This window comes from Luteolibacter sp. Y139 (assembly GCF_038066715.1).
Classification (GTDB): Bacteria; Verrucomicrobiota; Verrucomicrobiia; order Verrucomicrobiales; family Akkermansiaceae; genus Haloferula; species Haloferula soli.
Window position 1 is genome coordinate 464,559 of sequence record NZ_JBBUKT010000002.1, and the last position, 14,124, is coordinate 478,682.

11 protein-coding genes are annotated in these 14,124 nt (G+C 62.0%); 10 read left to right on the forward strand and 1 reads right to left on the reverse strand.

The window, feature by feature from the left end:
* Positions 1-45 precede the first annotated feature (45 nt).
* A complete protein-coding gene (gene hisA, locus WKV53_RS06865) occupies positions 46-807 on the forward strand; it encodes a phosphoribosylformimino-5-aminoimidazole carboxamide ribotide isomerase (protein ID WP_341403647.1) in 762 nt (253 codons plus the stop codon).
* Positions 808-820: 13 nt separating this feature from the next.
* Here the strand turns inward: hisA and WKV53_RS06870 are convergent, their stop codons facing one another.
* A complete protein-coding gene (locus tag WKV53_RS06870; protein WP_341403649.1) occupies positions 821-3,748 on the reverse strand; it encodes a COR domain-containing protein in 2,928 nt (975 codons plus the stop codon).
* A gap of 222 nt (positions 3,749-3,970) precedes the next feature.
* Between WKV53_RS06870 and WKV53_RS06875 the strand changes: the two genes are divergently transcribed.
* From WKV53_RS06875 to mnmE, 9 genes are all read left to right on the forward strand, one after another.
* The gene (locus WKV53_RS06875; RefSeq protein ID WP_341403650.1) at positions 3,971-4,753 is read left to right on the forward strand and encodes a CorA family divalent cation transporter; all 783 of its coding nucleotides are present in this window, start codon (positions 3,971-3,973) and stop codon (positions 4,751-4,753) included.
* On the forward strand, positions 4,750-5,553 hold the full coding sequence (locus WKV53_RS06880) for a M90 family metallopeptidase (protein WP_341403652.1): 804 nt from the start codon (positions 4,750-4,752) through the stop codon (positions 5,551-5,553). Before WKV53_RS06875 ends, WKV53_RS06880 begins: the two co-directional genes overlap by 4 nt.
* Positions 5,554-5,607: 54 nt before the next feature.
* Positions 5,608-6,795, forward strand: coding sequence for an enoyl-ACP reductase FabV (fabV, locus tag WKV53_RS06885; protein WP_341403654.1), 1,188 nt, complete (start codon positions 5,608-5,610; stop codon positions 6,793-6,795).
* Between the two features lie 14 nt (positions 6,796-6,809).
* Complete coding sequence (locus tag WKV53_RS06890; protein WP_341403656.1) at positions 6,810-7,295, forward strand: GYF domain-containing protein; 486 nt, start codon at positions 6,810-6,812, stop codon at positions 7,293-7,295.
* Between the two features lie 15 nt (positions 7,296-7,310).
* A complete protein-coding gene (locus WKV53_RS06895) occupies positions 7,311-7,967 on the forward strand; it encodes a GYF domain-containing protein (protein ID WP_341403657.1) in 657 nt (218 codons plus the stop codon).
* A 50-nt stretch (positions 7,968-8,017) separates the two neighbouring features.
* On the forward strand, positions 8,018-8,371 hold the full coding sequence (locus WKV53_RS06900; protein ID WP_341404118.1) for a DUF2752 domain-containing protein: 354 nt from the start codon (positions 8,018-8,020) through the stop codon (positions 8,369-8,371).
* A 60-nt stretch (positions 8,372-8,431) separates the two neighbouring features.
* A complete protein-coding gene (hisC, locus tag WKV53_RS06905; RefSeq protein WP_341403659.1) occupies positions 8,432-9,535 on the forward strand; it encodes a histidinol-phosphate transaminase in 1,104 nt (367 codons plus the stop codon).
* A 156-nt stretch (positions 9,536-9,691) separates the two neighbouring features.
* Positions 9,692-12,784, forward strand: a complete 3,093-nt coding sequence (locus WKV53_RS06910; RefSeq protein ID WP_341403661.1) for a hypothetical protein — start codon at positions 9,692-9,694, stop codon at positions 12,782-12,784.
* A complete protein-coding gene (gene mnmE, locus WKV53_RS06915; protein WP_341403663.1) occupies positions 12,781-14,124 on the forward strand; it encodes a tRNA uridine-5-carboxymethylaminomethyl(34) synthesis GTPase MnmE in 1,344 nt (447 codons plus the stop codon). Before WKV53_RS06910 ends, mnmE begins: the two co-directional genes overlap by 4 nt.

The window sequence follows — 14,124 nt, forward strand, 5'->3', positions numbered from 1 at the left end:
CACAGTCTTGACGCACGCGGCCCCCGCGGCGATGGCTCGCGGGCCATGACGAAGTTCCGCCCGTGCATCGACCTCCATCAGGGAAAGGTGAAGCAGATCGTCGGCGGCACCCTGCGCGACGACGGCCCCGGGCCGAAGGAGAACTTCGTCGCCAGCGCCGGGGCGGGGGAATTCGCGGAAATGTTCCGCCGCGATGGTCTCACCGGCGGTCATGTCATCAAGCTCGGTCCGGGCAACGAAGAGGCGGCCAAGGAGGCTCTCGGCGTTTGGTCCGGCGGCCTGCAGATCGGCGGTGGCATCCACGCTGGCAATGCTGCCGAATGGCTCGCAGCCGGTGCTTCGCATGTCATCGTCACCTCATGGCTCTTCGAAGGTGCGGCCTTTTCCGAGAAGCGAGTGTTAGAGCTGGTCGACGCCATTGGCGCAGACCGCCTCATCATCGACCTTTCCTGCCGCCGCACTGCCAAAGGCTGGACCGTGGCCATGGACCGCTGGCAAACGCTCACCGACCTCGATGTCACACCAGCCACTCTCGACCGGCTGGCCCCGTGGTGTGACGAATTCCTCATCCACGCGGCGGATGTCGAAGGCCTCTGTGGCGGCATTGATGGCGAGCTTGTCCAAATGCTCGGTGCCTGGGCCGGTCGTCCAATCACCTACGCCGGCGGCGCTGCCTCCATGGCGGACGTGGAAAAGGTCCAGGAACTCTCGGGCGGCAAGGTGGATGTCACCGTTGGCTCTGCCTTAGACATCTTCGGGGGCAAGGGTGTGCGCTACGACGAACTTGTGGCGTGGAATCAGCGTTGATCCTTCCTCGCAGCTAGATTGTCGGTACAGGCGGTTGCTGGATGGCCGCATGCTGCGCGCACAGCCATAAGACCTGTCCGCCTTTGATTTGGACGGGACGGAGGTCTCCCCATCGCTTGGCAGGCTTCACCTGTTCAAGCAAGGCATCGTGGATGTGTCGCAACGCCACTTCCTCAGGACGGCCCCCATGCATCCTGCCGGTAAGAACCTTGCTTTCAAGCTTCGGCTTGGAGGTGGGCAGGACTTTGGCCGCGTCTCCCATCAGGTCGAGCGCCGTCTTGCAATCCATCCCCGGCAGATCACCCGAAACCGTTCCTGCCATCGGAATGAACGCTTTCAAGAGCGTCGCGGCCCATGGGAGGTAGGGCGCCACTGTTAAAAGCCATTCCTTTGGCATCTTCAGAAGATAGTCGGGAGGCTCATCGCTACAGATGCCGGCCGCGGGATGCGGACCATCGGGGTGCTCGCACCAGCAGGTGATGCGCAGGGAAATGTGCGTCGCCCTTGTGATCCATTTCCCTTGGTCGGGCAGAATCGTGAACATGTTAGGCGCCTTCCCTTGTTCCTGGATCTCGGGGGCCAGGGACTTGAAGATCGCGTGGGCGGTGGCGAGCAGATCTTGGTTTCCCTGTTTGAGTTGCCTCAGTTGCTCCATCAGATCTTCCTCCCGCGGGTCATAGCCTTGCAGCATCTTGTCCACTGGAAGGTCGGTCCGGCCGCATTCCTCGCAGTCCACGGTCCTGCCGCGCCATTCCTCCAGTCGTGATTTACGAAAGGTGCCCGTGCACGCTTTCCCTTCTTTCTTTCCGCAGCAGGGCACCCGATGATCCATCTCAAGCCGCGGCCAGCGCAGTTGGCGGATCTCTTCCAAAGTGCGAAGCACCAGTCCCAACAAGTTGGCGGGATATTTGTCTCGCACTATTATCTGCAGGTTCCGGTCCAGCAGTTCCACGTACGCGGCACCACGATGTTCGGTATCAAGGAAAAATCCATCCCTCCAATTCCGGTCCAAGGCATCGGAAGCTTCCGGATCCCTCACCCGGCGCAGGGGATGGACGGCGGCCGTCAGCGCCGGGATCAGTCCGATCGGCGGATCATGGGGGACGCGGCAGAACAAGGTCGCCTGTGGCTCGTAGGATCGAGCTGCTGGTGTCCAGTACAAGTCGTCCGGCCGATCGCGGACGATGTGCTGCGGGATCAGGCTGGTCCTTTCGTCGCGCTTGTAGGCGATGTCGAACTTCCACATCAGCCAGAGTAAGTAGCCATGGAGCTTGGCGGGGTAGCCGTCGCACTTCCGCTTCGCATCCTTCTTCCAAATCGCCTTCAATCGCGTGTGATCGAGGATGCCTGATTTGGCGATAGTGGGCTTGTCCTCGATCACATGTCCCACGGCTTTTGCCAACCACTCCGGCTTCAGCACCAGCAGGTTTTCCCCTTCTAAGCAGGCATCCGCCTCGTCCGCAGCATCGGCGAAATAGACAGCTTGGCCCTGCACTTCCATGATCGCGGCCAAGTCCGCTGCATTAGTGCGCTCCATTCCTGCTTTCTCGCATTTATCCACAAACTCCCGGAACTCGATCACGGGCTTCTTCGTTTCCAAGATGGCCGTACGGGCCTCGTGCCAGCTCGGAAGAAAGGGTAGATTCATGCCTTCCAATTGCGCCGCCACCTTTGCGATCTCCTCTTTCAGGCTGGCGATGCCGGTTCCGTCCGGGCCCTTCTCGCTGTCGACCTCGTGGAATCCCCAAATCAGGTCCCCGAAGCGTTCTCTCAGGACATCCATCCCCACAACCGCCGGGATAGAGCCATCAGCGTGAGTGGAGACGATCAGCACTTTTGCTGTCCACCCGGCACTTAGTTGGATGCGCTCAAGCTTGGATACCAACTCCGGGTCCAACCCGGTTCGCGGCTTCCAGACTAGCAGGTAGATCGCCTTTGGACTAAAGAAAATCTGATGGGTGATCTGGTAATGGTCTTGACCACCGAAGTCCCAGCAGTTCAGCCGCAGCGCCCTTTCCGAATCCGCGGGATGGGTCAGATCGAGCGGCTCTTGGGCGATCTCGATTCCCTTCGTCTCTCCCAAAGGCTCCGGGACTTTCCCCTGGAGGGCCTTTAACAGCCACGACTTTCCAACATTGCCTTGGCCGATAATGAGTAGCTTCGCCTCGTCGAAGCGACGCGGGGCTTCTAAGCCGCCCGCCAGTGACGCCTTGGCAGCGTTGGAAAAATACTCGACCAGTCTCTTCGCTCGGTCTGGCCCGGTCGCAAGCTGAAGCAGTTCCCGCGGCAGCGGATTTTTATCGAGGTGAAGCTGAGTTAGGCCTGTAAGCTCGCCGATCTCAGGGGGCAGGGAGGCTAGTTGGTTGTTGGAGAGATATAGCTCTGTCAACGCGGCGAGCCTACCGATCTCCGGGGGCAGGGAGGTTAGTCGGTTGTTGCCGACGTAAAATATTTGCAATGCTGCGAGCTTACCGATCTCGGGAGGAAGGGCGCCCAGTTTGTTGCCGTTGAGGGAAAGCGCTGTAAGTGCGGTGAGCTTGCCAAGCTCGGGGGGCAGAGAAGCTAGTTGATTCTTGCCTAGATCAAACACCGCGAGCGCGGAGAGCTTGCCAATCTCCGGAGGCAGGGAGGCCAGTTGATTACCAAAGAGGTGAAGATCGGTCAGCTCGGTGAGCTCAGCAAACTCCGGAGGAAGGGAGGATAATCGGTTGTAGTTAAGGTTAAGATCGGTTAGCGCGGTGAGCCCTCCGATCTCCGAGGGCAGGGATGCCAACTGGTTCTGGTTGAGAAGAAGCTCGGTCAGCTCGGTGAGCTTGCCGATCTCGGGGGGCAGGCGGGTGAGGCCCATTCCGTTGAGATTCAACTCGGTCTCTCCTCTGCGTTTGCAGGCTCTGATTTTCCGCAGAGCCTTGTCGTAGGCAGCCTGCTCTTCGGGTGTCATGGCGGGGTCTGGCATGGCGGTGGGGCGGACAAAAGGGGGAACGCGAAAGGTGGATGGCAGCAGACTACAGAGTGGCGCGGAGGGGGCGGCGAGGCTTTTTCGCCATGGGCTTGGGAGGCTAGCGGCGCTGCCGCGGAAATGTGTCGATGGCGAGGCTAGTTCACCCAGACCCTAAGTCTCAAGGGATGCTGCCGACTCTAAGACGGGTGATGATTTTGGGATTTGAGCATCGGAGCGGGACGCATTGAAATGGTGGCCATGTCGAAGTGCTCAGACTTCCCCTATTTGCCGCAGTTCTTCGAGTGCGAAGCTGAACTGTTCGACCAGCTTTCCAACCGTCCCGGCAACCAGCGCTGTGTGGTCGGCCGGGACGAACTGTTGCTGGTGGTTCACGATGTTCCCCAGGCGGGATCGCCGGACCGGGTGCCATTGATCTTTTGGCGGAGGCAGGATGAGACGTGGGTCGATAGTTCCGGCCACAAGGGGCTGAAAAAGCTCGGGGACCTGCTCGACCGATACGCCAAGCTGCTCGACGAGAAACAGGACATTATCGACGAGGCTGATACTGCGCAGGAAATCTTCGACCTGGCCCGGGTCGCGGCGCCGCTGGCTCGGGCGTCCCGCAATCTCGCGATCGCGATCGACCAGACGCTGGTGCACGACGAGGATAACCGCGAGCTGCGATCTTATCGGGACCGCGCCCGCGAAGCCGAGCGAGCGGCCGAGCAGCTCAGCCACGATGCGAAGCTGACGCTGGAGTTTTGGAAGGCGGAGCAGAGCGAGAAGCAGCAGGTCTCGGCGGAGAAGCTCAACGTAATCGCCTTTCGCTTGAACCTCTTGGCCGGATTCTTCCTGCCGTTGGTGGCGCTTGGCGGGCTATTCGGGATGAATGTCCATTTGCCGGAGTTCGTTAATGGCTGGTTCTGGCTGATCTTCTGCGGCGGTTTGTTGATGGGCGGTTCCCTGGTGTGGATGGTCAGTCGCAAGACCGGAGCCGGCTTATGACCGATGGCTTGTGGATTCTGTTAGGCGGGTTGGCCGTCGTGGCGGCATTCGTCTTCTGGCATGCAGGTCGCGTCAAACGCCGGCGTCGCAAGCTGCGGGCGATGCGGCTTGACGCCCGGCAGAGGGAGCTGGTGATCGAGCGGTTTCCGATATGGGAAGAGATCCCCGAGGAGATCCGGATGGAGACGGAAGGGTGGATGCATGTGTTTCTCTCCGAGATGAGCTTCGAGGCCTGTGGCGGGCTCGATGAGGTCACGGAGGAGATGCGGCTGGCGATCGCCGCGCCTGCCTGCTTGCTGATCGCGAAGAGGCCGCAGGATTACTACGAGAGGCTTCGTAGCATTCTCGTCTACCCGGACGCTTTCACCGTGAAGAACGAGTGGGGCACGGAGGACGTCAATCTCGGAGAGTCATGGGGAACCGGCAGCGTGGTGCTTTCGTGGCAGTCGGTGAAGCAGGGGGACCTGAACCCCGAGGATGGCTTGAACGTGGTGCTGCACGAGTTCGCCCATCAGATCGACCAAGAGGACGGGGCGGGGGACGGCGTGCCCGAATTGGAGGAAACCGAGGACTACGGGCGGTGGTCACGAGCGTTCCTGCCAGCCTACGATGCCTTCTGCGAGCGGGTGAATGCGGGCAAGCGCAGTGTGCTGGATGACTACGGTGCGGAAAACCCGGCCGAATTTTTCGCCGTGGCGACCGAGACGTTTTTTGAGCGCTCAAAGGGCCTGAAGCGCGAGGAACCGGAGATTTACGCGGAATTGGTGAGGTTTTATGGCATGGACCCGGGGACGTGGTGAGTAGTCCGGGGGCTTGCCCTCCGTGGGGAAAGCGGTCAGAAAGCCCCCGCCGATATGATCATTTCCCCGAAAATCCGCGGATTCATCTGCACCACCGCTCATCCGGATGGCTGCGCCGCCCATGTCCAGGAACAGATCGACTACGTGAAGTCGAAGCCCGCATTGAAGAACGCCGCCAAGCGAGTGCTGGTGGTGGGATCCTCGACCGGTTACGGCCTCTCCTCCCGGATCGTGCCAGCTTTCGGTGGCGGTGCCTCGACCATCGGCGTGTTCTTCGAAAAGGAGAGCAGCGAGGGCAAGTGTGGCACGGCGGGCTGGTACAACTCGGTGGCCTTTGAAAACGCGGCCGCCAAGGAAGGCCTCTATGCGAAGAGCTTCAATGGCGACGCCTTCTCCAATGAGATGAAGCAGCGAGTGATCGACGCCATCAAGGCCGACCTCGGCCAGGTGGACATGGTCGTCTATAGCCTCGCTTCACCGCGGCGCACCGATCCGAATACCGGTGAGGTTTACAAGTCGGTGCTCAAGCCAACCGGCGAGACCTACACCAACAAGAATCTCAACACCGACAAGAAGCAGGTCGACAGCGTGACCATCGAGCCGGCGACCGAGGACGAGATCGCGCAGACCATCAAGGTCATGGGCGGCGAGGACTGGAAGCTGTGGATCGATGCGATGAAGGCCGCCGGTGTGCTGGCGGATGGCTTCAAGACGGTGGCCTATTCCTACATCGGGCCCGAGCTGACCTGGGCGATTTACACCGATGGGACGATCGGCCGCGCGAAGCTTCATCTGGAGCAAACCGCGAAGGACCTGAACGCCGAATTCGGCGATGGCACCGCGGTGGTTTCCGTGAACAAGGCACTTGTCACGCAGGCGAGTTCCGCGATCCCGGTGGTGCCGCTCTACATTTCCATCCTCTACAAGATCATGAAGGCAAAGGGCCTCCATGAAGGCTGCATCGAGCAGATTCATCGCCTGTTCGCCGACCACTACGGCGCGGATGGCGGGCCGCAGCTCGATGAGAAGGGCCGCATTCGCATCGACGACTGGGAGATGCGCCCGGAGGTGCAGGCCGAGGTCGAGAAGATCTGGCACACGGTCACCACCGAGACGCTCGACGACGTGGCGGACTTCGAGGGCTATCAGAAAGAGTTCTACCGCCTGTTCGGCTTCGGCCTCGCCGGAGTGGACTATACCGCCGAGACCGATCCTGATCGCTCGTTGCCAAGCGCTTCCTAATCCCATCCAACTCGATGTCCCAGTGGTACTACGGATCCTCGGCCGGTCAGACCGGGCCGGTTGAAGAGCACGAGCTCCGGACGCTGATTGCGTCCGGGGGCGTTGGCCCGGAGACACTGGTATGGCGGGACGGGATGAAGGACTGGCTGCCGCTCCAGTCCGTGCCTGAATTGCAGGTGAACGCCATTTCGCCCTACCAGACGCAAATGTCGGCCGCTTCAGGTGGCGTGCCGGGCTACTATATGCCGACCAGCGGCCTGGCGATTGCCAGCATGGTCTGCGGGATCGTATGCATCCTGCTTTGCGTCTATCACGGCCTGCTGGGCTTGCCGGCGGTGATTTGCGGCCACCTCGCCCTGTCCCAGATCAATTCCAGCCCGTTGCCGATGGGCGGACGCGGCATGGCCATTGCGGGGCTGGTGCTGGGTTATCTCGGGATCACCGCGAGTGTGGGATTCATCGCGTTTTTCGTATTCGCCATTTCCTCGGCACATCCCTAAATCCTTTCCTACATCATGAACTGGTTTTACGCGAAGAACGGCTCTCAGCAGGGGCCGCTGTCCACCGAAGACATGAAAAGCCGGATCGCCATGGGCGAAATCGGGCCGAGTGATCTGGCGTGGTGCGAGGGTATGTCCGACTGGATGCCGGTGGGGCAGATTCCCCAGCTCAAGATCGAGGCTCCGGTGAGAGATGAAGCTCCGCCGCCGGCTTTCGGCGCTCCGGCTCCGTCCGCGTCCGCCACTCCTTACCAAGCACCTGTATCCGCACCGGGCTCTCCGATGCCGGTGCAGATGATTCCCGGCCAGTCCCGGGCGCAGGGGCTGGGGATCGCCTCGATGGTGTGCGGCATCATTGCGTTCATCTTCTGCTGCACCGGTTTCATTTCCGCTGCGATCGCACTCGCGGCCATCATCACGGGGCATCTTGCGATCTCGAAGAACAAGCAAAATCCTGCGGTCAATGGTGGCAAGGGGATGGCGCGTGCCGGCCTGATCCTGGGCTACATCGGCCTTGTGGGTGCCGTGCTCTTTATCGCTCTGAACTTCTGGGCGGCGAGCCTTCCTCCGCAAGAGGTTGAGGAGAAGATCATCAACTTGTTCCCGCAGGAGATTCGCCAGCAGATGCGTGAACAGATCGAGGCCGGAAAGGCCAAGCAGCAGCAACGCTGACAGTGATGCGCGGTGTGCAGCGCCCCTGGACCTTGCTGGCGATCGCTGGCATGGCGGGTGCGCTGCTCCTGCGCGGGTGGATTTCCTGGTGGCCCACGGCCTTGCCTCCCTGCTTGGTCAAGCATTGGACCGGCTTGGATTGCCCTGGTTGCGGCGGTACACGCTGCGCCGTGCGATTGCTGCAAGGGGATATGGCCGGAGCCCTAGGAATGAATGCGGCGGTGGTGCTGGTCGCTGTCTCGGGAGTCGGCGTGCTCGGAAATGCCGTGTGGAGCGAATGGCACGGGCGGCCGGCGAAGGGCGTGCCGCCTTGGCTCGCGTGGTCGCTGGCGATCTTCGTGGTGATCTTCGCGGTGGTGCGGAATTTGCCGTGGTGGCCGTTCACGCTGCTGGCTCCGCATTGAGTGGTGGCGCGACCCATCTTGCGGGTTGCGGGCCGGAAAACCGCCGCCTAGCGTCCGCGCATGGCCATCGAGCAATTCGCCAACCGCTTCGTCTGCGATCTGATCGCTTACGAGCCCGGAAAACCGATCGAGGAAACCGCGCGCGAGCTGGGACTCAATCCCGCGGACATCGTGAAGGTCGCCTCCAATGAGAACCCGCTGGGACCCTCGCCATTGGCGAAGGAAGCCATGCGCAAGGCGCTCGATGAGTCGCATATTTACCCGGACGGCGGCGGCTGGAAGCTGCGCAGCGCGATCGCGAAGAAGTTCGACCTGGATATATCCAACGTGGTGCTCGGCAATGGCTCCAACGAGATCATCGAGATCCTCTGCCACAGCTTCCTGAACCCGAAGGCCGAGCTGATCGCCGCGGAACACGCCTTCGTGGTCTACAAGCTGATGGCTACGCTTTTTGGCGCAAAATACGTGGAAGTTGCTGATCCGGAATTCATTCACGATCTCGAGGGGATGGCGGATGCGATCACGCCGGACACGCGCCTTCTATTCATCGCCAATCCGAACAACCCGACCGGCACCATGGTCGGCCAAGAGGCGCTCGATCGCTTTATGGCCCGCGTGCCGGAGCATGTGGTGGTGGCCTTTGACGAGGCCTATCACGAGTTCCTCGATGACGCGCCGGACGTGATCAAATACATCCGCGAAGGCCGCAATGTCTGCGTACTGCGGACCTGCTCGAAGATCCACGGCCTCGCCGCGCTGCGGATCGGCTATGGACTTGCACCGAAGCACCTGGCCGAGGTGCTTCAGAAGGCCCGCCAGCCGTTCAACACGAACGCCATCGCCCAGGCCGGCGCGCTTGCCGCGCTGGAAGACGCCGACCACGTCAACAAGACCAAGGCGATCAACAAGGAAGGCTTGGCGTTCTACGAGGCTGCCTTCCGTGAGCGCGGGCTTGAGTTCGTCCCCAGTGTGGCGAATTTCATCCTCGTGAAAGTGGGCGAGGGCGACCGTGTCTTCCGCGAGATGCTCAAGCACGGGGTGATCATCCGCGCGATGAGCGGCTACAAGCTGCCGGACTGGGTCCGCATTTCCATCGGCACCCCGGCGCAAAATCGCCGCTGCCTGGAGGTGCTGGATGCCGTGCTATCAGCCGCTGCGGTCTGAAGATATCCCTTAAGCCTGTTTGACAGTCGAGGCGGCTGGGCATATTTCTAACGGCCTCACAAGCTGATGCCCGGATCCGTCGCCTTCCAGGACCAGCGGGAATTCCGTTGCACTCACTGCAGCGGGAGAATTCTCGTCCCCAGAGACATGCCCCCGATGACGGGGCCTTGTCCTCATTGTGGTGGCACGATCACTTCTCCCAGTGGCGACGAGGTGGCGCTGGAGCCGCAGCGTCTGGAGGCAAAGGTCGAGGTGCCGGCGGTCGTCGTGACCGAGAAACCGGTGGCTGTTCCCGTGTCGGTGCCCGTGGCGGAGGTGAAGGGCCCGATGGCTCCGCCGCCATTGCCGCCGTCTTACTTGGCGCGCTCGCCGTTTGCGCAGGATCCATCGCCACCTGTCCAGGAACCGCCGAAGAACGATGCATGGTCGCGAGCCGAGGAATTGGCCAAGGCCCATGCACGCGAAAAGGTCCAAGCCGAAGAGCGTGCAGCGGCCGCCGAGCGAGCCTTGGCAGCCGAGCGTGCGCTTGCCTCAGAGAAGGTCCGGGCGGTCGAATTGGCATCGGAAGCGGGCAGGGCAAAGCAGAAGTCGGAAGCGGATGAGAAGTTCGCCGCTGCCGAGCGTGCGATCAATGAGGAGAGGGCACGGGTGGCAGAGATCGCCGCCGAAGCCGAGAAGGCGAAAGCCAATCAGAAGGTCATAGCGGAAGAGAAGGCAGCTACTGCCCAACGTGCTCATGCGGCCGAACTTGCGCTTGCCGCTGAAAAGGCGCGCGCCGCGGAGATCGCGACGGAGGTAGAGAAAATTCATGCCAAGCAATTGGCCGAGTCCGAAGCCAGGGCTGCTGCCATGGAGCGGGCATTGGCGGCGGAACGCGCATTGGCCGAAGAAAGGGCCCGTGCTGCAACTCAGGCGCAGGAGGCGGCACGCGCCTTGGCATCCGAGCGCGTGCTGGCAGAGGAAAAGGTCCGCGCCGAGGCACGGGCCTGGGAGATCGAGCAGATTCTTGTCAAAGAGAAGGCGGAAGCCGAAGCCAAGTCCAAGGGGGCTGAAGAAGCCCGGCAGGCAGAGATGGCTCTGGCTGCCGAGAATGCCCTGATTACGGAGCGAGCCGCCACTGCCGAACGTGCCTTGGCCAAGGAGCGTGCCCGTGCGGCAGAAAGCGCAGCCGCAGAGGAACGCGCGCTCGCTGCCGAGAAGGCGCTCGCCGATGAGAGAGCCCGTGCCGAGGCCCGCATGGCGGAAATCGAACGAGCGCTCACCGTGGAGAGGGCTCGGGCTGAAGCGCAGGCGCTTGCGGATCGCAAGGCGCTGGAAGAAGAACGCGTGAAGGGAGAGGAAAGGGCTCGAGCTGAAGCTCAAGCCGCCGCCGAAAAGGCTTTCGCAATTGAGCGTGCCAAGGCGGAGGAGGAACGGCGCCTTGCTGAAAAGGCTCGTGCCGAAATTCAGGCAGCTGCCGAAAAGGCGCTAGCCGCCGAGCGTGCCAAGGCTGAGGAGGCGCGACGTCTTGCCGAGGAAAAGGCTCGCGCCGAAGCGAAGGCGGCTGCAGAGAAAGCCGTCGCCGCAGAACGAGCGCGAGCCGAGGAAGCCGCGGCTGCGGAACGCGCTAAGGCCGAGGAGCAGCGGCGTCTTGCGGAAGCAAAGGCCCGTGCGGATGCACAAGCTGCAGCCGAGCGGGAGATCGCCCAGCAGCGTGCGCAGGATCAAGCGAAGCTAGCCGCTGCCGAACGGGCCTTGGCGGCCGAGAAGGCGCTCGGTGAAGAGAAGGCTCGCGCCGAAGAGAAGGCGGCGACTGCGGAACGAGCCTTGGCCGCCGAGCGCGTCATGGCTGCCGAACGCGCCCGCGCCGCCGCCCAAGCGCTTGCCGAGGAGAAGGCTGCCACGCAAGCGATGGAGAAGGCTCGCGCTGCCGAAAAGGCTGCAGCAGAGGAGCGGGTTCGTACCGCCCAACGCGAGCAGGCCGAGTCAGCCCGCAAGGCGCAGGTCGCCGAGCAGGCACTCCAGTCCGAGAAGGCCCTTGCCGTGGAGCGGATGTTTGCCGCCAAACAAACGATCGAGGTCCAGAAGGCGATGGCTCAGGAGCAGGCGGAGTATGGCCAAGCTCCGCTGACAGCATCATCCGCCGCGCCGGTGCCGGATGCTCAAGTTTATGTTGCTGCACCCGCTTCCATGCAGGGGATGCCACCGGGTCCAGGCCCCGTGAAGCCGGCTCCTCCGAAGGAACGCATCTCCAGTGACAGGTATCCACCAGCCAATCAGTCTGCCAAGGTGGGTCAGGGATCGCGCCGTATCATTATCGTCCCATGTCTGGTGCTGCTGGCTCTGATGGCGATCGGTGTGGGAGTGTGGATGTTCCTCCAGCACTCGCAGGACCGTCCCGGGCAGGTAGTAAAGAGACCAACGATCAATCCGAACGTTCAGGCCCAATTGCGGGAGAAAGAATACGTGGATAACGGCTGGCAGACTGAAGCCAAGCAGGTCCTTTCCGAGTTCCTTGCCGCCGATTCCGCAGCTGGAAAGGCAGCCTTTTCAATCAATGGCAGCGATCTCCTACAGACCATGGAGGACTTCTACGGTCCGGGGCGCATCGATGACTCCGACACGCCGTTGTCGGGCTTCGCCGTCGAGCAGCTTCCTCCGGATGATCGCAAGCGGGGGATCTTCATGATGCGCTACGATCAGCCGCCGCAGTTCGAGATGCGGGATTTCTTCCGTCCCCTTGCGCCGGTCGAGGTTGAGCGCGGTTTGGAGGAACCGGGCTTGCTGCTATCGACGCTTGCCCGCGCGGACAATTTCACATCCGAGCCGGTGAAGGTGAATGTGTTCTTCAAGCGCACGCCGGATGGCCTCCGCCTTGACTGGGAGTCCTTCATCCAGACGAAGCATCGCACGTTCCGTAGCTTCACTGAACTCGCCAATCCCGGAGCCAGCAGCGTTTTCCGCTTGTTCGTGGTGGAGGATGTGGCCGAGCAGGGGAAAGACCGCATTGGGATGAAGACCTATCGGATGGTCGATCCCGCCCACAAGACGGACTCGATGCGGGTGAATGTGCCGGTCGATTCCGACGCAGGCCGTGCGCTTTCCATTCTCAACTGGCGCGGCGTGAAGGATGCGCGGCCCAAGACCAAGACCGCCACGATCGAACTCGAGTGGACCAAGGGGATGGTGCCGGATCTCGCGGTGAAGCGTTTTATTTGTTGGGAATTCCTTGGCATCGGTGGCCAAGCGGTGGAGACCACGAGCAAATGATCGCGTCCACCGAAACCATCGCGGCGCTCGCCAGTGGCGGGGGCACTGCGGCGGTCGCCTTGATCCGGCTTTCCGGCCCGCAAGCGGAGGAAGTGGCGGATCGTGCCTGTCATGGTGCGGCGGGGCGCTCTGAAGAGCGCCGTGCCACGCGAGCGAAGGTTCGCGATACGGAGGGGCGCGTGCTCGATGATGTCTTGCTTACGGTGTTCCGTGGGTCTCGCAGCTTCACGGGCGAGCCTGTGGTGGAGATCGCTTGTCACGGTGGCCGCCTTGTCACGCGCCGGGTGCTGGAGCGGCTGTTAGAGTGCGGTGCCAGATCTGCGGGTCCCGGTGAATTCACCGAACGCGCCTTCCTTCATGGCAAGCTCGACCTGACCCAGGCCGAGGCGATCATGGACCTGATCTCGGCCCAGAGCGATCTCGCGCTGCGTGCAGCGCATGAGCAGCTGGAAGGTGGAATCGGTCGCGAGGCTGTTAGACTGCGCGAGGATCTCATCGGGGTGGTAGCTCATCTTGAGGCGTGGATCGACTTTCCAGAGGAAGACATCGATCCCGATACCGGAGATCTTTTCCTGTCTCGCGTGGCTGCGGCTCGTGGGGGTATTGCCAAGCTGCTGGCGACGGCGGAGCAGGGGAGGATTCTCCGCGAAGGCGTTCGCACGGTCATCTGTGGCCGTCCCAATGCGGGTAAATCGAGTTTGCTCAATCTGCTGCTTGGCAGCGAGCGCGCGATCGTCAGTGATGAGGCTGGCACCACGCGCGACACGATCGAGGAAACGATCATCCTTGATGGGGTTCCGCTGCGCTTGGTCGATACAGCGGGTTTGCGCGAGGAGGCGGGCGGCATTGAGCGCGAGGGCATTCGTCGCACGCTTCACGAGGCCGGGCGTGCCGACCTTTTGCTAGTGGTGCGCGATGCGTCGCTACCGGCTGCCGAGAGCGCCGTGGAGCTGCCGGAAAGCAATCGCGCCGTCACCGTTCTCAACAAGTCCGACCTCGGCGAGCATGGCGACTGGGTCGGCAGCGATGGGGTTCGCCTTTCCTGCAACACCGGTGCGGGTCTCGATCAACTTCGCCGGGCGATCCGTGAGTCCCTTGATCTCGGCGAAGCGGACTGGGGGGAACACGCGGTGGCGATCAATACCCGCCACCGCGATTGCCTGCGCCGAGCTGATGAGTCGCTGGAGACCGCGGAGGTTTTGTTAGAAAGCGCCGCGGCTCCTGAACTCGCCGCGCTAGAATTGCGCGGTGCGCTCGATGCCCTCGGCGAGATCGTCGGGAAGGTGGACACCGAGGACATCCTCGGTGCCATCTTCAGCCAGTTCTGTATCGGCAAGTAG